The 24389-nt window shown below is 44.8% G+C and carries 18 protein-coding genes, 1 tRNA gene and 1 CRISPR repeat array; of the genes, 12 read left to right on the forward strand and 7 right to left on the reverse strand.

Going from position 1 to position 24389, the window contains the following annotated elements; genetic code table 11:
• Nucleotides 1–198: 198 nt before the first annotated feature.
• Nucleotides 199–771: an elongation factor P gene (efp, locus tag RTS09_RS08685; protein WP_007117135.1), complete on the reverse strand. Its 573-nt coding sequence runs from the start codon at nucleotides 769–771 to the stop codon at nucleotides 199–201.
• A gap of 154 nt (nucleotides 772–925) precedes the next feature.
• Here efp and epmB point away from each other — a divergent pair, with 154 nt between their 5' ends.
• From epmB to RTS09_RS08730, 9 genes are all read left to right on the forward strand, one after another.
• Nucleotides 926–1927 (forward strand): EF-P beta-lysylation protein EpmB, encoded by a 1002-nt coding sequence (gene epmB / locus RTS09_RS08690; protein ID WP_312523383.1) that lies wholly within the window; start codon nucleotides 926–928, stop codon nucleotides 1925–1927.
• 153 nt (nucleotides 1928–2080) lie between these two features.
• The gene (locus RTS09_RS08695) at nucleotides 2081–3847 is read left to right on the forward strand and encodes a hypothetical protein (protein WP_312536157.1); all 1767 of its coding nucleotides are present in this window, start codon (nucleotides 2081–2083) and stop codon (nucleotides 3845–3847) included.
• A 203-nt stretch (nucleotides 3848–4050) separates the two neighbouring features.
• The gene (locus tag RTS09_RS08700) at nucleotides 4051–6240 is read left to right on the forward strand and encodes a GGDEF/EAL domain-containing response regulator (RefSeq protein WP_312536159.1); all 2190 of its coding nucleotides are present in this window, start codon (nucleotides 4051–4053) and stop codon (nucleotides 6238–6240) included.
• Nucleotides 6241–6282: 42 nt separating this feature from the next.
• Nucleotides 6283–6723 (forward strand): c-type cytochrome, encoded by a 441-nt coding sequence (locus RTS09_RS08705; protein WP_312536161.1) that lies wholly within the window; start codon nucleotides 6283–6285, stop codon nucleotides 6721–6723.
• A 125-nt stretch (nucleotides 6724–6848) separates the two neighbouring features.
• The gene (locus RTS09_RS08710) at nucleotides 6849–7808 is read left to right on the forward strand and encodes an AAA family ATPase (protein ID WP_312536164.1); all 960 of its coding nucleotides are present in this window, start codon (nucleotides 6849–6851) and stop codon (nucleotides 7806–7808) included.
• A 95-nt stretch (nucleotides 7809–7903) separates the two neighbouring features.
• Nucleotides 7904–8920 carry a DUF58 domain-containing protein gene (locus RTS09_RS08715; protein ID WP_312536167.1) on the forward strand — a complete coding sequence of 339 codons (1017 nt, stop codon included), beginning with the start codon at nucleotides 7904–7906 and terminating at the stop codon, nucleotides 8918–8920.
• Nucleotides 8890–10986, forward strand: coding sequence for a transglutaminase TgpA family protein (locus RTS09_RS08720; protein WP_312536170.1), 2097 nt, complete (start codon nucleotides 8890–8892; stop codon nucleotides 10984–10986). The genes RTS09_RS08715 and RTS09_RS08720 overlap by 31 nt, the downstream gene beginning before the upstream one ends.
• A gap of 72 nt (nucleotides 10987–11058) precedes the next feature.
• Nucleotides 11059–11430, forward strand: a complete 372-nt coding sequence (locus RTS09_RS08725) for an SIMPL domain-containing protein (RefSeq protein ID WP_312536173.1) — start codon at nucleotides 11059–11061, stop codon at nucleotides 11428–11430.
• Nucleotides 11408–11845 carry an SIMPL domain-containing protein gene (locus RTS09_RS08730; protein ID WP_312536175.1) on the forward strand — a complete coding sequence of 146 codons (438 nt, stop codon included), beginning with the start codon at nucleotides 11408–11410 and terminating at the stop codon, nucleotides 11843–11845. The genes RTS09_RS08725 and RTS09_RS08730 overlap by 23 nt, the downstream gene beginning before the upstream one ends.
• Before the next feature lie 356 nt (nucleotides 11846–12201).
• Here the strand turns inward: RTS09_RS08730 and metH are convergent, their stop codons facing one another.
• Entirely contained in the window at nucleotides 12202–15969 is a 3768-nt protein-coding gene (metH, locus tag RTS09_RS08735; RefSeq protein ID WP_312536177.1) for a methionine synthase, read from the reverse strand.
• Between the two features lie 275 nt (nucleotides 15970–16244).
• Between metH and RTS09_RS08740 the strand changes: the two genes are divergently transcribed.
• Complete coding sequence (locus RTS09_RS08740; protein WP_312536180.1) at nucleotides 16245–17486, forward strand: NnrS family protein; 1242 nt, start codon at nucleotides 16245–16247, stop codon at nucleotides 17484–17486.
• Between the two features lies 1 nt (nucleotide 17487).
• On the opposite strand, the gene RTS09_RS08745 is transcribed toward RTS09_RS08740, so the two are convergent.
• The gene (locus RTS09_RS08745; RefSeq protein WP_312385313.1) at nucleotides 17488–17991 is read right to left on the reverse strand and encodes a hypothetical protein; all 504 of its coding nucleotides are present in this window, start codon (nucleotides 17989–17991) and stop codon (nucleotides 17488–17490) included.
• A gap of 57 nt (nucleotides 17992–18048) precedes the next feature.
• On the opposite strand from RTS09_RS08745, the gene ppk2 reads away from it, so the two are divergent.
• Nucleotides 18049–19062: a polyphosphate kinase 2 gene (gene ppk2, locus RTS09_RS08750; protein ID WP_312536182.1), complete on the forward strand. Its 1014-nt coding sequence runs from the start codon at nucleotides 18049–18051 to the stop codon at nucleotides 19060–19062.
• 93 nt (nucleotides 19063–19155) lie between these two features.
• Here ppk2 and RTS09_RS08755 read toward each other — a convergent pair whose 3' ends face one another.
• The 4 genes from RTS09_RS08755 to RTS09_RS08770 all read right to left on the reverse strand — a co-directional run bounded on the left by RTS09_RS08755 (nucleotide 19156) and on the right by RTS09_RS08770 (nucleotide 22281).
• Entirely contained in the window at nucleotides 19156–20598 is a 1443-nt protein-coding gene (locus RTS09_RS08755) for an ATP-binding protein (RefSeq protein WP_312536184.1), read from the reverse strand.
• Between the two features lie 34 nt (nucleotides 20599–20632).
• Nucleotides 20633–21310, reverse strand: a complete 678-nt coding sequence (locus tag RTS09_RS08760; protein WP_007117116.1) for a response regulator — start codon at nucleotides 21308–21310, stop codon at nucleotides 20633–20635.
• Nucleotides 21311–21353: 43 nt separating this feature from the next.
• A complete protein-coding gene (locus RTS09_RS08765; RefSeq protein WP_312536186.1) occupies nucleotides 21354–21893 on the reverse strand; it encodes a cytochrome b/b6 domain-containing protein in 540 nt (179 codons plus the stop codon).
• A 112-nt stretch (nucleotides 21894–22005) separates the two neighbouring features.
• Nucleotides 22006–22281 (reverse strand): PepSY domain-containing protein, encoded by a 276-nt coding sequence (locus RTS09_RS08770; protein ID WP_076776395.1) that lies wholly within the window; start codon nucleotides 22279–22281, stop codon nucleotides 22006–22008.
• A 223-nt stretch (nucleotides 22282–22504) separates the two neighbouring features.
• Between RTS09_RS08770 and RTS09_RS08775 the strand changes: the two genes are divergently transcribed.
• Nucleotides 22505–22581 (forward strand) — tRNA-Val (locus RTS09_RS08775).
• Nucleotides 22582–22892: 311 nt separating this feature from the next.
• Nucleotides 22893–24363: direct repeats of the CRISPR family, unit length 28 nt; unit sequence TTTCTAAGCCGCCTGTGTGGCGGTGAAT.
• Nucleotides 24364–24389 lie beyond the last annotated feature (26 nt).

Genomic DNA, 24389 nt, shown 5'->3' on the forward strand with positions numbered 1-24389 from the left:
GGTAAATTATTTCATTTGTTGTTCGATTTGGGTAATCATTTTTTCCATGCGCGTTTGACGAATGATTTTTATGATTTATCGCATGATGCGACGTCACTATGATAGCGTGACAAAAAATTTTCCAATCAGATGTTAAAAAATAAAAGCCCAACAGTTAGTTGGGCTTTTATTTTTTAAAATTCTTGGTAATAAAATATATTATTGTACCCGTGATAGATATTCGCCAGTGCGGGTATCGACTTTGATTTTTTCGCCTTGTTGGACAAATAATGGCACACGTACTACCGCACCAGTTTCAAGCGTAGCAGGTTTGCCGCCGCCACCTGATGTATCGCCTTTTAGACCTGGGTCGGTTTCTGTGATGACTAACTCAACAAAGTTTGGCGCGGCAACGCTTAAAGGCACACCATTGAATAGGGTAATGGTACATTCTTCGTTGCTATTTTCTTTTAACCATTTTGCCGCATCGCCCATCGCATTTTTGTCGGCTTGTAGCTGCTCAAAGCTTTCTGGGTGCATAAAGTGCCAGAATTCGCCATCGTTGTATAGGTAGTTCATTTCAGTATCGACAACGTCAGCGCCTTCAAGGCTATCGCCAGATTTAAAGGTGTTTTCTAATACTTTACCCGTTTTTAGGTTACGCATTTTGACGCGGTTGAATGCTTGACCTTTACCTGGTTTAACGTATTCATTTTCTAAAATTGCAAAGGGGTTGCCTTCGTGCATGACTTTTAAGCCAGCTTTAAATTCATTGGTTGAGTAAGTTGCCATAAAATTTCCTAATAAGGTGTTGCGACTAAAAAATAACCGAGGTAAATCAAATCTTTGTATAATAGCCAATTTGCATAAATGCGCTGCCTACGCTGTAACCCTATCCGCAACAGGCGTTATCAGCAAGCGGCATTGACAATTGGATAAACACTATATGATAAACTATTTGGCGACACAAAAAAACTGGCAAAATGCGTTTTCTGATACCATCACGAGCTTTGCTGAATTAGCGCAAGCGTTGGATTTGCCGATAGATAGTTTTGACAGTCAGGTCGGTCAATTTCCCCTAAAAGTGCCGCGTCGCTTTGTGCAAAAAATGGGGAAAGGCGATATCCATGACCCACTGCTTAAGCAAGTGTTGCCGACGTTTCAAGAAACGGTACAAGTCACCGGCTTTGTCACCGACCCACTCGATGAACAACACGCCAATCCGGTCAAAGGCATCATTCATAAATACGCATCACGTGTGCTGATTCCTGTCACCGGGGCTTGCGTGGTCAATTGTCGCTATTGTTTTCGCCAGCACTTTGACTACCACGAGAATCTACCAACCCAAAACGATTGGCAAGCCATCAGTGCCTACATCACAGCGCACCCCGCAGTCAATGAAGTGATTTTAAGCGGCGGAGACCCATTATCGCTGAGCAACCGTCGTTTATTGGAGATTTTCACCACCCTTGAAGCACTACCCCAAGTGCAGACTATTCGTATCCATACCCGTGTACCTGTGATGATTCCTGAACGCTTAGATGAGCCGTTACTTGCGCGATTTGCTAACAGCCGCTGTCATATCGTCATGGTCATTCATGCCAATCACCCAAATGAAATCGACCAAGAAACACAAATATTTCTGGGTAAGGCAAAAAAAGCGGGTGTTACGTTACTTAACCAAACTGTGCTACTCAAGTCGATTAATGACGATGCGAATACGCTTGCAAGCTTGAACGAAAAATTATGGCAAGCGGGCGTCTTACCCTATTACTTGCATGTGCTTGATAAAGTTGCCGGGGCGAGCCATTTTTATATTTCAGATGAGCAAGCAGTCGCTTTGTACTGGGAGTTACTCGCCAAATGTGCTGGCTACTTGGTGCCAAAGTTGGTGCGAGAATTACCTAATAAGCCATTTAAAACCCCCATTGATTTGTATAACCACTAAAATTTGTTGAAAGACAACAACTAAATAAGGGGTTAGCTTTTATTTGTCTGTTAAATAGTGCAATTATCTTAAAATAGCTAGATAAAATATGGTTTTTGTGTTATTTATTGTTGTTAAACAAGTCGAAAAATGTTGTGCATTTGGGTGCAAAAAATGGTTACGGATCTCATATTAGACGATTTCTTACAGCGCATAAACGATACACCGACCAGTCCTATTGAACTTAAAGTGACCCAGAGTTCATTGCAGGATACAACCGATTGGCAGATGCACTTTAATCGTATGTCGGCGTGTGAGATGTATGACGAATATAAATTCGTGATAAACCAGTTGATGTTTGCCGATATTGACGACGTCAAACGCTTTGCATTGTTCGAGGAGGTTAATAAAGCCGTCAGCGTGTTACTCGGCAAATTACGGGTGAATTACCAAACCCAGCCCGGGATTTTAGATGAAGAAAAACAGCAAGGCTTAGATACCGTACTATCGGTACATTATCTGAGCATCATGTTTTACCATGTCATTTGGCAACGTGCGGCGGCTCGCCCTGAAGTGGCTGATAAAAAAGGCATCACTGGCTTATTTCGCCGTAAACCTCAATCCCTTACCCCCACCCAAGTCATTCAGCGCTGCCTATATAGTATCATGGTATTACTGCGCCAATCGCTGTTTGAAAAATATATCGGCTATCGTAAAGATACACAGGTAATTTGGCAATACCTGAATGCCTGCTATCGATTTGCAGTCACCAATGATTGGCAGTCTATCACCCTGCCAGTCAAACTGCATTCTGCCAATGAATATAGCAAACAGGGCGCACCGTTATCGATTGAGGCTATTTATTTTCACTGCTTGACGGTGGCGGTCACCAATCCTTATGCTTGTCGACGTGCGGATATTTTAGCCATTCAAAAAGTAAGTACCCAGTTGATAAAAGAGCTTATTATCAGTAAAGATTTGGTTGAAAAACCTTACCTATATATTGATTTAGAAGGTAAACAGCCGCCCCAACTGCTAGCAGTCGATGATTTATTCAATCCTTTTGCAGCAACTAGCAACTGTCTGTTTGTGATGTTTAGTCGGTTCTTTAAACGCTTGCATCAAACCATTACCCAAGGTCAAATCAGCACCGATGCTGAGATAAAAAATAGCGCGCGTCAGGCCAAATTGGTATTGAATAATCTGCAAGATGGTTTAAAGCCAGCGGCAGAGTATTATCATAGCCATTCAAAATGTGAAGTCGTGCTCGGCTTTAATAATATCCACTACATGCTTGCCAATAAAACCAGTTTGGGCAATCTCATTCAGGCCAATGAGCTGCCTGAGCGGTTAAAACCCAAAGCTCAAAATACTGAGTATCTTAAAAAATATACCGTTGTCGCGCTGAACAAAGAAAATCCCCAATCCATGTGCCTGTCGCATGTGTTTAGCTACGCCAATCAAATCGTTGACCCATATCCAAGCATCAGCCGTGGCGATAGCTATCACCCGCTGAATCAACTGCAAGTCAATTCCTTAATTGCGATGCGAAAGGTGAATGGTTCAAAAACTTGGCAGCTCGGCTATATTAAAGACAACCGTCAGGGTTTTATCGATACGCCCACTGGGCAACCAACCAACAAGACCTACTTGGAAATTGAAGCACAAGTGCAAGTGCATTGTCAAAATGTGATTCCCTGTGGCGTACGCTTTCAAAATGCCGGTAGCCGTCAGCCACATTTTGTTGCGGCATTTATAATTCCAACCGCCCCAAACAACACTAATAGCCAGACCCGTTTGCTGATGTCGCGCTTTGGCTACCAAGTGGCAGACAAGCTGGTGATACGTATTGATAACAAAGAAATTAACGTGCGTTTAACTGAGCTACTTGATATGACTGATGATATCGAAGAATACGCTTTTGTGAGAATTCAGTTTTAATCACTAAAAAATGGCAACAAAAGTTGCCAAATTAAACCTAACCCATTAAAAATAAAAGATTTTCATAGCTTTATAGCCGTTTTGATTGATTAATCATATAATAAGAAATTGAATCTAATATTATAAATAATTTATCAAAAAATTCGCTTATAATAGGTCGCTTAGTGCTCTATAAACCAAGCGTTTAATGGGATAGTTAATCGATGCAAAAACAAAAACAACTCAACCTGTTAATCATTGATGATAACCAGCTGTATGCCGAACACTTAGTTGGGTTATTAGAAAAACATTATTATAGACAGGTTAATTTAGGATTTTTGGATGCCAAAGACGAGCTGATAAAGTTATTGCGCCAGTCTTGGGACATTATTTTGATGGGGAATGCGTATGATTTATCGTTTAAAGACGTCAAAGAGATTTTAAAAGCCCACGATGCTCACATCCCCGTCATCGCTCTGTTGTCTGATGATGCTACTCATTACCCAGAGGCATTAACTGCCAATGAGCAAGCCCAGACCCAGCTTGTTAGCGACCCTGATAAAACCCATAAGTTATTACCTTTATATACCTATTGGGGTGCAGCGGATGCTTTGCGCAAAAATAAGTTACTGCGCATGGCCATTCGTATCTGCCGTGAACACGAGCATCATAAACTAGGGCGCGAGCTTGAGCGGCTAAAAATGGTGTTGAGCGATGCCGAACAGCGTGCCAATATTCTTATCAAAAACTCCAAGAGTGCAGTGGCTTACATTGAAGATGGTTTACATATTTATGCCAATGAGCCCTATCTTGAAATGTTTGGGTTTAAAACGCTCGATGAACTGATGGGGGTGCCGGTCGTCGACTTGATTGCGAGCAATAATATCCAAGATTTTAAAACGTTTTTAAAAGACTTTGAAAAAGGCAACCGTACAAACGTCGAATTTGAATTTGAAAGTGTGAGAAAAGATAATACCACCTTCGCCGCTAAACTGCAGTTAGCGGCTGCTACCTATGACGGTCAGCCGTGCCTACAAGTCATTATCCAGCCCAATGAACAAGCCAATAGTGCTGAGCTTGCCAAAAAACTTGAGGCGATGGAACGCATTGACTCAATCACCGGGCTATTTAATCGTCATGGTTTTGAAAGCCTGTTTCACCGACTGCGTGACGCGATTGTTGAGAAAAACCTATCTGTGGGTTTGATGGCGTTACGCGTCGATAATATTGGTAAAATCCATGCCAGTGTGGGGATTGAAGGAATTGATGGGGTGGTGGTGGCCGTTGCCAATATTCTTGAGCAACATCTCACTGAGATTATTGGGGAAAAGCGGGTGAAAAATGGCTATTTGAGCCGCTTTAATGATAGCATGTTTATGCTAATTATCCCTAATATGCGACAACAAGATTTGACAGCATTGGGACAAAAATTGGTTGCCGATATTAATAGCACCATTATTGAAATTGGTCATCGTACGGTTAAGACCACAGTAACCATTGGTGCAACCTTAGTCAACGCCAGTGCACCTGACACCAATAGTATTATTAACCGTGTCATCCAAGCCGTCGGCATGGCAGCCAAAGCCAATAAGGAAAGCAACGACGATAAAGATTTATTCTATTTATATGACCCAAGTAGTTTTGCCAGCAGTGATGACAGCGCGCTGTACGAATCGCTGCGTGATGCGCTAGAACATAACAAATTTAAATTATTATATCAGCCGATTTATGACGTGGAAAACGATGTCAGTAACATGTTTGAGGTATTTTTACGCCTGCCGCTAGCAGATGGCAGCTTAATGGCACCTGATAAATTCTTAGAAGTGGCCACCCGACATCAGTTGATGGATAAAATCGACCGTTGGATGTTGATTCAAGCCTGTAAAGATTTAAAACGTTACCGTCATGAGGTCGATGCCAGTGCCAGATTATTAGTGCATTTAAGCCCGACATCACTAGCCGATGCCACCTTGCCAAGCTTTATGAGTCGATTGATGCAAGCGTTAGAGACCAGCGAGCCGGGGGTGTTGACGTTGCAGTTTAATGAAACCATGGTAATTGATTATCTAGCGGTGGCAGCCAAACAAAGTCAGGAGCTTAACCAAATGGGTTGTCACCTAGGTATCTATAATTTTGGCTCGGCGGTCAATGCGATGGAAGTATTGGAATTTGTCAAACCTCAACTGGTACGACTCGATCGCAGCTATATCAAAGATTTGAGCAACAATGACAATGTCAATACCGTGGCAACGGTGGTGCGCGAAATCACTGAGCGCGGCTCCAGTTGTTTGATGCCTTTTATTGAAGACCCTGCCGCCATGTCAGCGGCGTGGACAGTCGGTGCGCGTTATTTGCAAGGGGCCTATTTGCAAAAAGCGAGTGACACCATGCACATCGAGAATGAAACCAGCTAAATCCAAGCGCTGAATTTATAAAGTAAAAAAGAGTTAGCCAAAATGCACCAAACAATCATTCATAAATCAAACCGATTGCCTATGCTAGGATGGGGTCTTTGTATCGTCATTGCGACAGGTTGTCAACATCAGCCACCCGCCGAGCGCCCAGCAGTTACCTTGCCCGTTTATAGCCAAGGGGATGCCGATAACGGTAAAAAGCAATACGAAGAAGCCTGTCTCAAATGCCACAAGCTGCAGCCAGGAAATAACGAGAAAGGCCCACAATTACTGCGTATTTATGGGGCAAAATCCGCCTTATTAACCGATTATCAATACACAGACGCACTGAAAAACAGCAATATGACGTGGACAGCGGAAAATTTGGACAAATATATCGCCCATCCAAAACAAACCATCGCAGGAACGCGTATGCGTTCTGACCCGATTGCTGATGCCAAAGTCCGCCAAGACATTATTGCCTATATTTCGACGCTTCGTTAAATTGCTTTATGGCTATGCCTTATTCACAATAATTTCGCTAGGGCAGTGGCAGCCTATGCCTTTTAGCGATAGTTTGAGTTAACATGATTAATAAACAAAATTTAAACCTTTAAAGGATAGACCACATGGTGATGGGTAACTTAGACAATCAGCCGTTACAACAACGATTGCAAGCCATGTTGGTGAGTATTAATGATATCGTCTTGGATAAACCTGAGGTGGTGAAGCTGGCGGTCGCTTGTTTGTTAGCCAATGGTCATTTACTGCTTCAAGATTTACCAGGAATGGGTAAAACCACGCTGGCGCACGCGATTGCCAACCATTTGGGGTTATCGTTTAATCGGGTGCAATTTACCAGCGATATGCTACCTGCCGATATTTTAGGAATTTCCCTGTATAAAACTGATACTGGCACGTTTGAATTTAAGCCAGGCCCCATATTTTGTCAGTTGTTACTTGCCGATGAAATTAATCGCTCTAGCCCAAAAACCCAATCTGCGCTGTTAGAGGCGATGGAAGAGCGGCAAGTATCGCAAGATGGGGTAACGCGAAAACTCCCTGAACCTTTTTTTGTGATTGCCACCCAAAACCCGACGCAGCAATCAGGTGTGTTTATTTTACCTGAGTCACAGCTGGATCGGTTTTTGATGTGTTTATCACTGGGTTATCCCTCAGTTAATGCAGAGCGGGAGTTGCTACTGGGTAAAGATAGACGTCAAATGCTGAGTCAAATTACCCCGATGTTAGATACCCAGTCATTGCAGCAGGCACAAGCGCAAGCCAAAGCCGTGTATATCGCAGATGTTGTGATTGACTACTTGCAGCGATTGGTAGCAAAAACGCGTGAGAGCCGAGACTATCATGGTCTATCTACCCGTGGTGTGTTGGCGCTAAAGCAAGCGGCACAAGCCTTTGCATATTTGGGTGGCTACAATGAAGTGACGCCAGAAGATATCCAAGCGGTATTTGCTGCCGTTGTCGATCATCGCTTGGGGCAAGCTTTTATCCCATTTAATCATTTGGGCGGTGAGCAGCCCCAATCGATTGCGACCCAATTGTTACGCCAAGTGCCGGTACTGGTGTAAACCATGATATATAACGTGTTTTAGCGTTAAAAACTTTCTCATTGCTGTATTTTTATTATTTGATTAAATTATCCGATTAAGAGCCCGCGCCTATCATGTTTGCCATTCGCCAGCGACTTGAAAACTACTTGCAAACATGGTTTAAGCGTCGAGCGCCGATTAGCCGCGACATCACCCTCAACCTGCGCAACGTATATATTTTTTTGAGTAAAGAAGGATTGCTGTACGCTTTTTTACTCATCATTACCTTTGTCGCAGGGATTAATTATGCCAATAATTTGGTGTTGGGTTTGTGCTTTTTGTTAGGTAGTCTACTCGTGGTGACCATCCATTATACCTTTGCCCACTTGGCAGGGTTGCAAATCAAATTGGTGGATATCAGCGATACACAAGTGGGTGGCAAAGTGCAAGTGCGACTGCAAATTAGTAGTGAGTCAAGGCAGCCGCATCGGCAAATTCGGTTAAGTTTTGCCAACAACGCCTTTGACTTTAAACAGCCGATACACCGCAAACCCAATACACAGTCCGCACCAAATGATTGGCTGTTGGTCAGTCAAATACAAGCGCCGCAACAGGTGAGCTTATGGTTAGCAGCCGACAAACGCGGCAAATTTGTGTTACCCAGACTCACGGTGAGTACCGTATATCCCTTAGGGATTTTGCAAGCTTGGTCGTATGTGTTTTTTGAAGGACACGCGTGGGTGTATCCTGCGCCACTGAGCTATGAGATGAAAGCCAGTCAGTTTGTACCATCTGATGATGAGCAAACCGCTGCCTTACACACCCAAGCAGGGCAGGAAGATTTTGACCAGCTGGATAATTATGTCCCAGGGGAATCATTGGCGCGTATTTCGTGGGCGCATGTCGCGCGCGGGCAAGGACTCATGTCAAAACGTTTTGTGGAGAGTGTGGGGCAGCAGCAATTGCTTGATTACTATCAAATGCCTGCGGTGACGCACGAAGAAAAACTCAGCCAGCTGCGCTATGGTGTGGATAGTTTGAGCCAAAGCCAAATCGCTTTTCAATTGCGACTGCCTGATGGTGAAGGCGCAATAGGTGAAGGACAAGCATTTCGTCAGCAATGTTTGCTAAGATTGGCAAAAACGCCATGAGTCGCCCCAACCCAAATCCCCCTAGCTTAACCTTATCTCAGCGCCTAAACCAAATCTCGGCGACTCAGTGGATATTGCTATCTCAACTGTTGATGGTGGCTTTTCACGTCAAAAATTTACCCATTTGGCTATCGGTGTATGCCTTTTTTATTATCCTCTTTCAATTGCAACCGCTGCGACGTTGGTTGCCCAACGCTTTGTATCGTCCGCGCTCATTACAGTTGATACAGTACACAGGATTTATTGCAAGCTTGGTGGGGCTGTATTTGACCTATCGTACTGCCTTTGGATTGGATGTCGGTATCGCGTTTTTGCTATTGTGTGCCGTCAGTAAGCTACTAGAATTGCATACCAGGCGTGATGGCTATGTGGTGCTGAGTTTATCACTGTTTGTATTGGCAGGGCTGTTCTTAATCAACCAAGATTTGATTACAACGCTACAAGTGGCGATTGGCACGATGGTCGTGCTGTTTGCCATGATTGCGCAAAATGATGATGGTACAGGACGCTACCGTACGCTTGGCTTATTGGTCGGTCAAGCGATTCCTCTGACCATTATTCTGTTTTTATTTTTTCCCCGATTGCCGCCGCTATGGTCGGTGCATTTGAGCGGCGTGCAAGCAAAGACAGGCATGTCAGATAGTATGTCACCGGGCGATTTTGCCAACCTCAGTCAATCGACTGAATTGGCGTTTCGGGTAGAATTTTTAGGCAATCAGCCAAGCCAACAAAATTTATATTGGCGCGGTTTGGTATTTTCTGATTTTGATGGCACCACCTGGCGCGCCAATCCTCGCACCTCGCTTTGGACGCCCAATCAGCCGTTTGCTGATTGGTTGTTGCCGACGTTGAAGCTGAGTAAACGCTTTACCTTAGCCGTTATCCCTGACTATCGGGTGATTTTGGAGCAGACGGGACAAAATTGGTTATTTGGGCTTGATTATCCGATAACCAACCAAAAAGGCATTGGGCTGACGTCGGATTTTACCCTACGGTATTGGGATACTGTCAATCAGCGTTTTACTTATCAAGTGCATTGGTTAGATGATGCGCCTATCAATTTAGCCTTATCCACCCAGCAGCGTCAGGTCAATTTAGCATTGCCAGCAGGCGGTAATCCGCAAAGTCGCCAATTTGCGCAGCGACTCTACCACCAAGCAGGCGATGACCCGATTGCCTATACCAACGCCATCGCGCAGTGGATGCGTAGCCAGCAGTTTCGCTACACCTTATCACCCCCTACCTTGGGTAGTAATCGCATCGATGATTTTTTATTTGCTACCCGTGCAGGGTTTTGTGAGCATTATGCGTCAAGTTTTACTTACCTTATGCGAGCGGCAGGTGTGCCTGCTCGGGTGGTAGCCGGGTATCAAGGTGGGCAGTTAGGGCGTGATGGCAAAAGTTGGGAAGTACGGCAAATGGATGCCCATGCATGGAGCGAGATTTGGGTGCAAGGGCGCGGCTGGGTGCGGGTAGATCCTACGGGCTTTGTCGCTCCCAATCGGGTCGAGCAGGGTATGGACACTGTCACCCAAGACGCTGGGGCAAAAATGTTTGGTGAGGGCGTGGCAGGACAAATTAGCTATCAGCAGTTTCAAATGCTGCAGCAAGCGCGCCGCTTGTTTGACCAAGCTAGCTATTATTGGCAACGCGATGTGGTCGGCTATGACCAAGACCGCCAGCGGTCATCGCTGTTTAAATGGCTCAATATCCAATCTGTCTATCAGCAAGTGATGGTGATGTTTGTCACCCTTGTGAGCGTCCTTGCGCTATTGGGATTGTGGCTGTGGTGGCGTCGTCGCCGGGTGTGGGATAGGGATGATTGGATTATGGTACAGTTATCCAATCGCTTGGCAAAAAAAGACAAAACGCTCGCAAGGCAGGATAGTGAAGGGGTGCTGGCTTGGCTTACTCGACTTGAGCCAAAGGTCACCGATAAGGTAGCCCTTCAAGCACTTGCCGCGCTATATCGACAAATCCGCTATCAGCACCCCACGGATAACAAACAATCCATGCGGCAATTAGACAATTTGGCAAAAACCATCGCGCTAAAAAAATCCCCTTAATATTCAATATTTGTTTGCTATACTCTATAGAATTGAAATAAATATAGTAAATAAATATAGGGCTCACTAAATATGAGTAATTTACCTACGCCACCGCTACAAACCGAGAGTAAAAACTCATTACCCTTGATTATCTTTGGCATTATCTTGGCGCTTGGTCTCATCGCCGCGGCATTTGTACTGGGCACGCAGTTTAAGAATCTAAAACAGTCCGGTACAATCACTGTCAAAGGCTTAGCGGAAGCCCCTTACAAAGCCAATCTTGCCCAAATCCAAATGGGTGTCAGCGCTTGGGGACAAGACTATGCAGGTGCGCTCGCCAATGGTAAAAATGACTTTAAAGCGCTGCAGCAGTTTGTGGCAAGCAAAGGCTTTAGCGTGTCTAGTCAAAATGTCACGCCCATAAGCGTTGAGCCGTATAATGAAGACTATGTGGATGGATGAGCAGGGACAAACCCGCACCCGCCAAAATGGCTATAAAGCTACCCAAACGCTGTCAATTAGCAGTCAAGAACTCAATAAAATCACCAATATGCTTGCTCAAGTGCAAAATTATCGTATCAGCCATGAATCAGTGACGTTTGAAAAGCCGCAATATCTGCTCAATGACCTTGAGAAAATCAAGCATGATTTGATTGCCAAAGCCACCGATGATGCTAACAAACGCGCCGAAGAATTTGCCAAAACTGGTCATGCCAAAGTAGGGGTAATGCGCTCAGCATCGCAAGCGTCATTTAATATTTTGGATGCGCATAACCCTGACACCGATGACTCAGATTATGGCGGTACGTATGATAAAGATGGCGTGGATAAATTGGTACGGCTCGTTGTCACCATTGATTATGCGATTGAGCAGTAATGACACAATCAATGAAGGCAGTTTTTATGAATAGCTTTGCTAAAATTAAGGCATGAGAGTGTTTGATACTGTTATCATTCGCCAGTTTCGCCCATGACAATGCTAACCAAAAAGAGCGTTGTTATCTGTTTTAATAATAAGTTAAAAATTACGCAAAGTTGGATTGTTCATACAGGTGGCGGTGCAAGGGTCACTTATACCACAATGATTTTGGGTAAAAAGACATAGCCTAATGCCAACAATATGTTTTGGTGTGACAAGAGTAAAGATAACAAATGAGATATATGCGCTAATTAACACCAAGTGATAAAAAAACGACAATCATATATTGTCGTTTTTTTAGCTTTAACTTTAAATTACAAATTCGGATTTAGCCACTTTTCTGCTGTAGCTTTATCCCAGCCTTTACGCGTTGCATAATCTTCAAGCTGGTCTTGACTGATTTTACCGACATTAAAATAATCACTCTCTGGGTGGCTATAATAAAACCCACTCACGCTAGACGCAGGGTACATGGCATAGCTTTCTGTCAAATACGTCCCAATGGCATTGGTGGTATCAAGCCAGTCAAACAGCTTGCCTTTTTCGGTGTGGTCAGGGCAGGCAGGATAACCCGGCGCAGGGCGAATGCCGACATATTTTTCTTTGATGAGTTCATCATTGGTTAGGCTTTCATTCGCTTGATAGCCCCAATACTGTTTACGAATCAACTCATGCAAATGCTCAGCAAATGCCTCAGCAAAACGGTCGCAAAGCGCCTGTACCATGATGGCACTATAATCATCGCCTTTGGCTTTATAGTCATTGGCAAGTGCTTCTGCCCCAAACAATGACACGGTAAAACCACCGAGATAATCGGTTTTTTCAGGACTGATAAAATCCGCTAGGCTGTAATTAGGTTTACCACTGGCTTTATCAGATTGCTGGCGTAAATGCTCAAAGGTGTGCGTGACATGGCCTTGCTCATCGAGTACCTGCACCGTGTCTGAGCTTGGGCGTTGGGCAGGGCTTAGTCTAAACACCGCTTTAGCTGTGACCAATTTTTCCTTGATTAATTTATCAATCATGGTTTGGGCATTGGCAAATAAGTCTTTGGCTTCCTCCCCGACGATGCTATCATCAAAGATTTTGGGATATTTGCCGACCAATCCCCAAGAGATAAAGAAAGGTGTCCAGTCGATATAAGGCAATAAATTTTGTAACGGATAATCGTCCAAAATGACTTGTCCTAATTGGTTGGGCTTAGGCGGCGTGTAGTTCGCCCAGTCATATTGGAAGCCTTGTTCAATCGATTCCGCATACGACAGCTTCGCCGCTTTGGGTTGGCGATTGGCAAGGCGTTCACGGACTTCGCCATACTCTTGACGCAGCTCACTGATAAAATCGACGCGTTTTTCTTTGGAGAGTAAAGTCGTCGCTACGCCCACTGCGCGGCTGGCATCGGCAACATAGACAACCGCATCGTTTTGATAGTTGGGCTCGATTTTTACCGCGGTATGGGCTTTTGAAGTCGTCGCACCGCCAATCAGTAGGGGCAGATTAAAGCCTTGCTCCTGCATTTGTTTGGCGACGTACACCATTTCATCAAGGCTCGGGGTAATCAAGCCTGACAAGCCGATGATATCGACGTTTTCATCTTTGGCGACTTGTAGGATTTTTTCACAAGGCACCATCACGCCTAAGTCGATGATGTCATAGCCATTACAGCCAAGCACTACGCCAACGATGTTTTTGCCGATGTCATGCACATCGCCTTTCACCGTTGCCATGAGTACTTTGCCTTTGGTTTCGCCTGCAACTTTTTCTTTTTCGATATACGGATTAAGCCATGCCACCGCTTGCTTCATCACACGGGCGGATTTTACCACTTGCGGTAGGAACATTTTGCCTGCCCCAAACAAGTCACCGACCACGTTCATACCGTCCATCAAAGGTCCTTCGATGACGTCTAAGGGACGCGAGAATTTTAGCCGTGCTTCTTCAGTGTCTTCATTGATATAAGTGGTTACCCCTTTAACTAACGCATGTTCAATGCGTTTTTCGACGGGCAATTCACGCCATGACAAATCGACGGTGCTGTCTTTTTTCTTACCGCTCAAATAGTTTTCTGCCACTTGCATCAAATGGTCGGTGGCGTCTTGACCTGACTCGCCTTGGTTGCGGTTCAAAATCACGTCTTCAATAGCATTTCTAGCGTCTGGCTCGATATCGTCATACAGCTCTAGCATGGCGGGGTTGACAATCCCCATGGTCATGCCGTTTTTGATAGCGTGGTACAAGAACACGGCGTGAATGGCTTCACGAATGGGATTGCCACGAAATGAGAACGACACATTGGACACACCACCTGATACCATGGCGTTGGGCAAATTATCGGTAATCCATCGGGTGGCATTGATAAAGTCTAAGCCGTAATTGTTATGCTCTTCAATCCCCGTGGCGACGGCAAAAATATTGGGGTCAAAGATGATATCTTCACTCGGAAAACCGATTTCATCAACCAAAATATCGTATGAGCGTTTGCAGATTTCGATTTTACGCTCAAAACTGTCCGCCTGTCCGTCTTCATCGAACGCCATGACGATAATCGCCGCCCCATAACGCTGACATAGCTTGGCTTTTTCCACAAACTCTGTCTTGCCTTCTTTTAACGAGATCGAATTGACCACAGATTTGCCTTGCGTGCATTTAAGACCCGCTTCGATGATGTCCCATTTTGACGAATCAATCATCAGCGGTACACGGCTGATATCTGGCTCACTGGCGACCAAATTGACAAAGTGAATCATCGCCGCCTTGCTATCTAGCATGGCTTCATCCATGTTGATATCAACGACTTGGGCGCCGCCTTCAACTTGGTCACGAGCCACGTCCAATGCTTCGGTGTATTGTTCGTTTTTGATGAGACGCAAAAATTTCTTTGAACCTGTGACATTGGTACGTTCACCGACATTGACAAACAGGCTATCACGGGTGATGTTGAACGCTTCGAGTCCCGACAATCGGCAAGCTGGCTTGTAGTCTGGCAGCTGGCGTGGGGCAAAGGGTGACGTCATCTCGACAATTTTGGCGATATGTTTGGGCGTGGTACCACAGCAGCCGCCCACAATATTGACCAAGCCAGATTTGGCATAGTCGGCAACCATGGTGGCAGTTTGTTCAGGGGTTTCGTCATATTCCCCAAACTCGTTGGGCAAGCCTGCATTGGGGTGAGCGGACACAAAAGTTTCGCACACATCCGACAAGGTTTTGATATGCGGCTTTAACGCATCTGCGCCCAGTGCACAGTTAAACCCAATCGAAATCGGCTTGGCGTGGCGGATTGAGTTATAAAACGCCTCGGCAGTTTGCCCCGACAGCGTACGTCCCGACGCATCGGTAATGGTGCCCGAAATCATAATCGGCAATTCAAACCCAATGGCCTCAAACACGCCCGTCACCGCAAAAATCGCTGCTTTGGCGTTTAGGGTATCGAACACGGTTTCTATCAAGATGATATCGGCACCGCCTTCAATCAAAGCGTAAGTCGCCTCGGTATAGTTATCAACCAGTTCATCGAAGGTGACGTTACGAAAGGCGGGGTCATTGACATCGGGTGAAATCGAGCAAGTGCGAGAGGTGGGACCAATCACGCCTGCCACAAACCGAGGTTTTTCTGGGTTTATCGCAGTGACTTCATCACACACTTGACGGGCGAGGGCGGCGGCGGATTTGTTAATCTCATAAACGAGATTTTCCATGCCGTAGTCTGCCATCGAAATTTGCGTGCCATTAAAACTGTTGGTTTCAATGATATCTGCGCCTGCCTCAAGATACGAGCGGTGAATATCACGGATGATATGCGGCTGGGTCAGTACCAATAAGTCATTGTTGCCTTTGACGTCACGTCCAAAATTGGCAAATCGCTCACCACGGTAGTCTGCCTCGATGAGTTTATAGTTTTGGATTTCTGTCCCCATCGCCCCGTCAAGGAACAAAATCCGCTGTTTTAACAGGTCAGCTAAACGCGCTTTATTGGTCGCTTGTATGGCTTTGAACGGAAAGCTGGCAGGGGGTGTAAGTTGAAAATTGGTTGGGTCGTGGGGTTTGTGACTGGTAGGTGCGTTACTGGTGCTGATACTCATCGAAAGGCTTGTCCTGATTCAAATTGTCATAGGTATCTGTTAATAAGTCGATTATAACATTTTGTCGCCGCTCAATCGTTAGATTTGTGGAATAACCTGTTGAATGAAAATTTTAGCTAAAACCTAATTTGTGTATAAAAGCATGAGGCAGAGAGAATGAAAATAGCGTTAATCTTTAATATGTAGATTAACGGCTATTCTCATATACACTTTGCTATAATATATATTTTAAATACATGTTAAAACGATGGTTGCCCTAATAAGTGAGCATAGCCATGCAACAAATCAGATTACCTAACAAACCCCCTTATTCTCCCCATCCTGTACTCAATTTAGGCTTTCGCATTTTCTTTTTAGGTGCAGCAGTGTTTGCGATTTTGACGATGCTGAAATGGGCATACATAACGTTTGCCACGCGGTTTGAGTTTGATGGTACGAATCAGATGATGCCGTTTTACTGGCATGGTCATGAGATGTTGTATGGTTACGCACTGGCAGTGATTGCAGGGTTTTTGTTGACCGCCGTGAAAGCTTGGACTCAGCAGTCTATGCCTTATGGTTATAAGTTGTTGGTAATTTTTGTACCTTGGGCGTTGGCTCGAGTGTTATTTTTGGCCAACGGCATCAATATCAACACCGGCACGCTGATAGCGGCTGCGAGTGATATCATATTTTGGTTATTAACCGCCTCTTTTGTTATCTTACCGATTTATCGCGTTCGGCAAAAACGCCAAATCGGTATCGTGGCTAAGTTGCTTTTATTATTCATCGGACAGGTTTGGTTTTATGTTGCGCTATTTACCCAAAACAATAATGGCATGCATATGAGCCTGTTATTTGGGTTGTATTTGATTGTTGGCGTGGTGCTTACCATCGGTAGACGCGTGATGCCAATGTTTATTGAACATGGGATAGCTACGGGTGGGGAAGTACGACAGAAAGTTAAAAATTCTGATTTGCTGGATCGGCTCAGTCTGTTAGGATTTTTTGCCTTTATGCTGAGTGATGTGTTTCTAACGGGCTATCGTTGGGCAGTGTGTGCCAGCGGTACGGCAGCGCTAGTCATTGCGATCAGCAATTTAATACGACTTAAAAACTGGTATTTGCCAGAAATTTGGTCAAAACCACTACTGTGGTCACTTTGGCTAAGCTTTTTTGGTATGGTGATTGGGTTTTTCCTATTTGTATTAGTCCCTTTTGGTATCATCAATCACAGCTTAGCGATGCATGCCGTTGTGATATCAGGTATTGGGCTAATGACACTGGCAATGATGTCGCGGGTATCTTTGGGTCATACCGGACGTAATATCCATCAGCCGCCCAAAACCGTTACTGTCATTTTTATTAGCATGACGATGGCTTGGTTGGCGAGGGCGGTATTGGGTTGGATACTGCCTGATTATTACTTTGCTACGCTGGCAATGGCTCAAGCGTTTTGGATTGTCGCCTTCTTGGTATTTGTAGCGAGTTATGCGCCTATCTTAACTTTGCCAAGAACAGATAAATTATTTGGTTAGTTTATTTAACGGTAAACTGCTCATCAGCTATGGCAACTTTGGGTGGCTCGATATAAGGTAACACAGCGCCACGGCAACTTTCTCTACTATTTTTAGTCGCAGCAAGCAGCTTTAAGCGCGCCAAATACTGGGCTTTTAACGCATTAAAGCTTTGTTTATCCACACCCGATGTATTTAAGGCGGTTAATTCAGCCGTAGCGACCCAGCGGTCAACAGTATTATAGTGCTCGCGAGAATGGCGCCAACCAAACTCACAAAATTCTGCTTCTGCCCAAATAAGTTTGACTTCACTATCGGCTACTGTTTTGACGAGCGGGGTAAACGCAGGCGTTTGTTTAATGGTCAACAGACTTGCCCAAAGATCGGGACGCTGTAAACCTGATGTAGGCGGAATGTCTGCTGTCAAAGGCAGTTTGTCAACTTGGTTGGTTTTTAACGCCTCAACAATACTTAATGCTTCAGCCAGCGCAGATAAGCTGATGTTTTTAACCTTTTGTATCATCATACCTTCATAATTTTGTCATATTATCAGCATTTTTAATGCTCATTAGAGAACGTCAATATGCCAAATAATCAGCCCACTGCTAATAGCAACCTCACTATCAGCAATCATATTACCGATATGCTTGATGACCTGCCCCAATCACAGTTTTTAAATGATGAAACCCTCAAAAACAATGATAGACTGCGACAACAAATGCATGAAGACTTGATTGACAGCTATGACGAAGAGATTGAGTCGGAAATGGACGACTACATCCAAGATTTACGGTATGACGGGCAGCCGTTAACCGACAGCCAAAAAATCGCTCGCCATATTTATTTTAATGAATTGATTCGTCTGCAAAAAGAACTCATTAAATTGCAAGATTGGGTAGTAGCAACCGGTGAGCGCATCGTTGTCATCTTTGAAGGTCGCGATTCAGCAGGTAAAGGCGGTGCTATCAAACGTATCACCCAACGGCTCAATCCGCGCGTCTGCCGTGTGGCAGCCCTGCCAGCGCCCAATGACCGCGAAAAGACCCAATGGTATTTTCAGCGCTATGTCGCGCACCTGCCAGCCGCGGGCGAGATTGTGTTATTTGACCGCAGTTGGTACAACCGTGCTGGGGTTGAGCGAGTGATGGGATTTTGTACTGACGCGCAATACGAAGAGTTTTTTGAGTCAGTGCCAGAATTTGAGCGTATGTTGGTGCGCTCGGGGATTCGCTTAATCAAATATTGGTTTTCTATTTCAGATGACGAGCAAGAGTCACGCTTTATGAGCCGTATTTATGACCCGCTAAAACAGTGGAAACTCTCACCGATGGATTTAGAATCGCGCCGCCGCTGGGAAGATTATACCAAAGCCAAGGAAGTGATGTTTGAACGCACCCATATCCCAGAAGCTCGTTGGTGGGTGGTTGAGGGTGATGATAAGAAAAAAGCGCGGCTAAACTGCATCAACCATCTGCTCTCACAAATTCCCTACCAAGAAATACAACGGGATGAAGTGGTATTGCCAGAGCGTGAGCATCACGACAATTACCAACGTGAGCCTATCGCTGAAGATATGTATGTGCCCAACGTGTACTAATTTTTTTAGTTTACTCCCACAAAAAGGATACGCTATGTATCCTTTTTTAAATGCCCCCTGTTGTTGGTAAAGTAAGCTTCAGCAGTGGGCAAGTCAGCGCTTAAAGAGACTGACTTGGAAACCGCAAATCTGCCCATCGTGTTCTAGGTTCTGTAGGGTAATTTGCAAACCATGCAGCTCAGCGATACGGCGCACAATCGACAGACCCAAGCCACTACCAATCTCAGCTTGACCTGCGGGACGAAAAAACCGCTCTGATAGCCGAGCAAGGTCGATAGGTGCAACCCCATTGCCATTGTCGATGACTGAAATCACCTCGCTATCTAACACTAACCGAATCGTGGTATGGTCAGGGCTATAGCGAATGGCATTGTCCAATAGGTTACGCAGCAAAATGCCGATTAACGTGGCGTTACCTGTCAAAGGCAAAATAGCTTTGGCATCCACTAACACATCACGGCGTAATTGGCTGTTTTTTTCGCGGGCACGACGGTTGACTTCTGAGAGGATATCATTGGATAGGGCTATCCAATCAATCGGTGCAAAGGTCTGCGGGTCGAGCCCTTGCTGTGGCGCCAGTTTTGCCAAAATCAGCAATTGTTCGACCAGTCGATTGGCGCGCTCATTACTATGACTGATTTGTCGGCAGTGACTCAGGAGTGCATCGGTTTGACTATCGGTTAAATTGGCTTGCAAAATGGTTTGTTGTAGTACATCGGTCTGTAGTTTGATGGCAGTGAGCGGGCTGCGTAATTCATGAGAGGCATCTGCGGTAAAGCGTTTTTCACGCTCAAGGGTATCCGCGACTTTATCAAATAACTCATTAAGCGCGTTTAGCAAGGGTTGAATTTCTAATGGTGTATCGACCGATAATGGGGTTTTATCTTCAGGGCTGCGAGTGCTCAACAAGTCACTAATCCGTTTAAGTGGAACAAACCCTCGTCGCACTGACAGCCATGTCAGCATAATCAATAGCAGCACCCCAATCAGCGAGGGAACGAGTTGAATGGTTAATGATTTATAGATAATCTCTTGACGCGAATTAAGGTTTTGCCCGATAGCGATGAGATGGTTGGTAGCGTCGTCATGCGCATAAAACAGGCGCCACGAGTGACTAAAGGGATTGAGCTCTTGATAGGCACTGTTGTTTTCCAAAAACCCATGTTGTTTGGGCAAAAATGTAAAATGCTGACCGTCTTTATCAGCCATCAGTAATTTACCGTTTTGATCCCAAATCGCAAAACCCATATAGTCTTCTTCGGCATCCCCTAAATCGCCTGATAGCAAGCCATTTTCAAGATTTAAAATTTTAGGCTCATTGGCAGGGTTGGTGAGATGAAGCTTAACGTCTTGAGAAATACCAATCAGATAGCGGGCTAATTGGGTGATTTGGGTGTCATTGATTTCGTTGATTTCGTGCGAAAGCCGCCATACCGATATGAGGGTAATCGATAGCCAAATAATCGGTAGTCCGATGAGCAGGGAGTTGAGTAGCTGCCTTTGGATACTATAAGGTTTTTGGGTGGTAGGGGTCATAATGGTAACCGCTTAAAGCGGGATATCGGGCGAATCATTCAGGGCGCTGCAAGGCAGGATTGAGATAATAGCCAATACCACGCCGAGTGAGGATAAAATCATTGCCGAGTTTTTTTCGCAGGTTATGAATATGTACTTCAATCGCGTTGCTTTCGATATCTTGCTGCCAACCGTATAGCTTATCCTCAAGGCTGGCACGGCTATGCACCAAATTGGGATAGCTAATAAACTGCTCAAGAACGGTGATTTCTTTGGCAGTCAAGTCCACCCATTTTCCTTGATAAAAAACTTGCTGCTGCTGTGGCAAATAGCTGACATCCCCATAGCGGATTTCAGTCTGACTGCGACCTTGGCTACGGCGAATCAAAGCCTGCAAACGGGCAACCACTTCATCTAAAGCAAACGGTTTGACCAAATAATCGTCTGCGCCAGCATTGAGACCTGCCACGCGGTTGGCAATGGCATCGCGCGCCGTAATAATCAAGACAGGCGTGTCAATCTTTTGTTGTCGCCAGTTGGCTAAAATGGTCATCCCATCGCCACGTGGCAAGGTCAAATCCAATAACACGGCATCAAACACCCCTTCATGAATGGCCATTTCACCGAGTTTGGCATCCGCAAACCAATCCACCATCATATTTTGTTGGCTCAAGCCTTTGACAATGCCATCGGCAATGGTGGCATCATCTTCAATCAGTAAAATTCGGGTCATGAGGGTATTCCGTGGGTTTTATCTTATTTTTTAGCAAAGGTATTTATTGAACGGTTTTTTCACCCGTTATCATCGATTTTACCAAGTTTTGTTGTTGTAGTCTTCCCATTATAATCGCGGCTGCCACATGTAAAGGGACTAGTACCCAAAGACTGTTGGCTAAAAATTCGTGAATCGCTTGGATGCTATCGTCTCCCCAAAATTGGTCGGTGGTTTGCAGATAGCCTGTGACACCCAGCGCAATAATAACGCCCCACAGTGCAAACATCATCAGCGCACCCAACGGATTGTGACCCAGATGACCTTGAAACTTATGCTGCTTGATGTCGGTCATATGATCGCGAATGCGGGTAGGGGTAGGGAAAAAATTATTAAATCTGGCGTATTGGCTACCCACCAATCCCCAAATCAAACGAGACACTACCAGCGCCACGACGGCATAACCCATGTACTCATGCACATCACTACCACCTTCAGTGACGATAAGGTTGGCAAAAATACCCGCAGCGACTGCCCAATGAGTGATGCGCACCCAAATATCCCAGACTTTGACGGTTTGTGCAGATTGTGGTTGTGGTAACATTGTTATTTTCCATTGTCTAAAATATCAACACGGCTAAATTAGCCGTGTGAAGGCATAACATTGGCAAACCTACCTCAAATTGCGGTGGTTGGACGGTTTGCTTATCCTATCATTAGTCGATTTCTGATTTAACGATTTTGCCGTCTTTGGTATCAAAGTACATTTCGACTTTTTTCCCACCTTTGCTTTTGCCATACATTTCATAGCAGTTGCCATCGGTTTTGAATTTTTTGATAGTAAAGCCATGTTTTTCTAACGCTTTTTGAAAATCGGCTTGCGGGATTTGTTCGTTTTTTGGGTGCGCTTGGCAGTTGGCTTCGGCAAATGCGCTGCTAGCTGATAACATAGCGAGTGCCAATAAGCCTGAGGTAATTAATGATTTTTTCATAATGCCATCCTAAGTTTTTGATAAAGTTGTTAGGTCACGGGATAAGGTTGATACTGAGGTATATCCGAGTGGCTGAGTGTATTAAAACAACGTAACCTTAACGAAAACTTAGCTGAAGATAGCGCAATAAAAATTGAAGCGAAAAATTAAAACCACTTGCAAAAGCAAAATTTTTTGGTAAAATGGCACTCCTACTTACGCAAGTAGATTGTTAGACCCTTTTAGGCATATAGCTCAGTTGGTTAGAGCACCACCTTGACATGGTGGGGGTCGTCTGTTCGAGTCAGATTATGCCTACCATATTCCAAAAGCCCCAGTCGATTGATTGGGGCTTTTTTATTGCAGTGATATCAAGGGTTTACGTGGTTTTTCGAGAATTGAAATTTTGACCACTTTTGTGATTTTGGGCACCTTTTTTACTACAGAAATTGAATGGTGACCAAAAGGTGACCATTTGGTGACCACGCATTTTTTTAAGAATTTTAATTTCACACCCACTTGTTTTTGGTCACTTTAGTAAAAATAAATAAACTTCACTGTTTTACTAATTAAGACTCAGCCGCCTGTGTGGTGGTGAAGAAAAACTGGTCAGCCGCGCCCTTAAAATCTTTTTTCTAAGCCGCCTGTGTGGCGGTGAATCTACTCGTGTCCCTTTATCAAATAACCAATGTTTTCTAAGCCGCCTATGTGGCGGTGAATCAATTATTGCGGTTATGAGCCTAAATGATGAATTTCTAAGCCGCCTATGTGGCGGTGAATTTTTACTGGCTATTGTATGTCGTTGCAATAATTTTCTAAGCCGCCTGTGTGGCGGTGAATATATTCGTCAAACATAAACTTAAATATATTAGTTTCTAAGCCGCCTGTGTGGCGGTGAATATCCCCTTACCAATTAAGTGGTGCTTTATTTTTTTCTAAGCCGCCTGTGTGGCGGTGAATATAGATTTATCTATACGTGGTTCATTAGGGACATTTCTAAGCCGCCTGTGTGGCGGTGAATATGGGTGATATTGCTATTGACCATCAACAAACTTTCTAAGCCGCCTGTGTGGCGGTGAATAACGTCAAACCGTGTAAGCCTTGATGATGGCGTTTCTAAGCCGCCTGTGTGGCGGTGAATATGATGTTCGTCGGTGCTTGTCTCTTTCTAATTTTCTAAGCCGCCTGTGTGGCGGTGAATAGCAAGTCTTAACAGGTGCAGGGCTGACGCTTTTTCTAAGCCGCCTGTGTGGCGGTGAATAACCTAGCAATTAAGCTAGGTTTTTTATTTAATTTCTAAGCCGCCTGTGTGGCGGTGAATCTTTTGGCTTGAAGTTCTAGAAGATGATGAATTTTCTAAGCCGCCTGTGTGGCGGTGAATTGAAGCAATCACTGAGATTATTGACGTTAAATTTTTCTAAGCCGCCTGTGTGGCGGTGAATGGTTAAAAACGTCAATGATGCACTATCAGCTGATTTCTAAGCCGCCTGTGTGGCGGTGAATTTATTGATAACTTGCTCACTGGCATCTAGATATTTCTAAGCCGCCTGTGTGGCGGTGAATCCGTCGGTGATGTTGACGCTGCATACGGGTATTTTCTAAGCCGCCTGTGTGGCGGTGAATAAAACAATGAGCCAACGAAATAATTTTTTCATTTTCTAAGCCGCCTGTGTGGCGGTGAATAGTCTATCCATTTTCGTGATGATGGTACTATCTTTCTAAGCCGCCTGTGTGGCGGTGAAGGGGTATATGCGTATAAGCAACTATCCGCACAGTTTCTAAGCCGCCTATGTGGCGGTGAAGAGAAGTGCTAAGTTTCCCTTGTGTCTCAAATTTTTCTAAGCCGCCTATGTGGCGGTGAAGTAACCAGTATTTCTGAGCAATTTATCAAACAATTTCTAAGCCGCCTATGTGGCGGTGAAGCTTGGGTGTCGTTGAGTGGGGCAGTTTGTTTATTTCTAAGCCGCCTATGTGGCGGTGAAGAATCGTACTATCAATCGGATTGCCTTTGTTTTTTTCTAAGCCGCCTATGTGGCGGTGAAGCCCTGCTATCACCGACCCTTTGGAATTTGGTATTTCTAAGCCGCCTATGTGGCGGTGAAGCTTGGGTGTCGTTGAGTGGGGCAGTT

The organism is Moraxella sp. CTOTU47618 (assembly GCF_032017425.1).
In the GTDB taxonomy this organism is placed as follows: domain Bacteria; phylum Pseudomonadota; class Gammaproteobacteria; order Pseudomonadales; family Moraxellaceae; genus Faucicola; species Faucicola tetraodonis.

What these genes read in the sequence shown, in the direction of transcription:
- RTS09_RS08770 (WP_076776395.1), bottom strand. Translation starts at nt 22,281, where the DNA reads ATGAAAAAATCATTAATTACCTCAGGCTTATTGGCACTCGCTATGTTA.
- RTS09_RS08700 (WP_312536159.1), top strand. Translation starts at nt 4,051, where the DNA reads ATGCAAAAACAAAAACAACTCAACCTGTTAATCATTGATGATAACCAG.
- RTS09_RS08765 (WP_312536186.1), bottom strand. Translation starts at nt 21,893, where the DNA reads ATGTTACCACAACCACAATCTGCACAAACCGTCAAAGTCTGGGATATT.
- RTS09_RS08760 (WP_007117116.1), bottom strand. Translation starts at nt 21,310, where the DNA reads ATGACCCGAATTTTACTGATTGAAGATGATGCCACCATTGCCGATGGC.
- RTS09_RS08720 (WP_312536170.1), top strand. Translation starts at nt 8,890, where the DNA reads ATGTTTGCTAAGATTGGCAAAAACGCCATGAGTCGCCCCAACCCAAAT.
- RTS09_RS08755 (WP_312536184.1), bottom strand. Translation starts at nt 20,598, where the DNA reads ATGACCCCTACCACCCAAAAACCTTATAGTATCCAAAGGCAGCTACTC.
- RTS09_RS08695 (WP_312536157.1), top strand. Translation starts at nt 2,081, where the DNA reads ATGGTTACGGATCTCATATTAGACGATTTCTTACAGCGCATAAACGAT.
- RTS09_RS08710 (WP_312536164.1), top strand. Translation starts at nt 6,849, where the DNA reads ATGGTGATGGGTAACTTAGACAATCAGCCGTTACAACAACGATTGCAA.
- RTS09_RS08705 (WP_312536161.1), top strand. Translation starts at nt 6,283, where the DNA reads ATGCACCAAACAATCATTCATAAATCAAACCGATTGCCTATGCTAGGA.
- RTS09_RS08730 (WP_312536175.1), top strand. Translation starts at nt 11,408, where the DNA reads ATGAAGACTATGTGGATGGATGAGCAGGGACAAACCCGCACCCGCCAA.
- RTS09_RS08740 (WP_312536180.1), top strand. Translation starts at nt 16,245, where the DNA reads ATGCAACAAATCAGATTACCTAACAAACCCCCTTATTCTCCCCATCCT.
- epmB (WP_312523383.1), top strand. Translation starts at nt 926, where the DNA reads ATGATAAACTATTTGGCGACACAAAAAAACTGGCAAAATGCGTTTTCT.
- RTS09_RS08725 (WP_312536173.1), top strand. Translation starts at nt 11,059, where the DNA reads ATGAGTAATTTACCTACGCCACCGCTACAAACCGAGAGTAAAAACTCA.
- RTS09_RS08715 (WP_312536167.1), top strand. Translation starts at nt 7,904, where the DNA reads ATGTTTGCCATTCGCCAGCGACTTGAAAACTACTTGCAAACATGGTTT.
- efp (WP_007117135.1), bottom strand. Translation starts at nt 771, where the DNA reads ATGGCAACTTACTCAACCAATGAATTTAAAGCTGGCTTAAAAGTCATG.
- ppk2 (WP_312536182.1), top strand. Translation starts at nt 18,049, where the DNA reads ATGCCAAATAATCAGCCCACTGCTAATAGCAACCTCACTATCAGCAAT.
- metH (WP_312536177.1), bottom strand. Translation starts at nt 15,969, where the DNA reads ATGAGTATCAGCACCAGTAACGCACCTACCAGTCACAAACCCCACGAC.
- RTS09_RS08745 (WP_312385313.1), bottom strand. Translation starts at nt 17,991, where the DNA reads ATGATGATACAAAAGGTTAAAAACATCAGCTTATCTGCGCTGGCTGAA.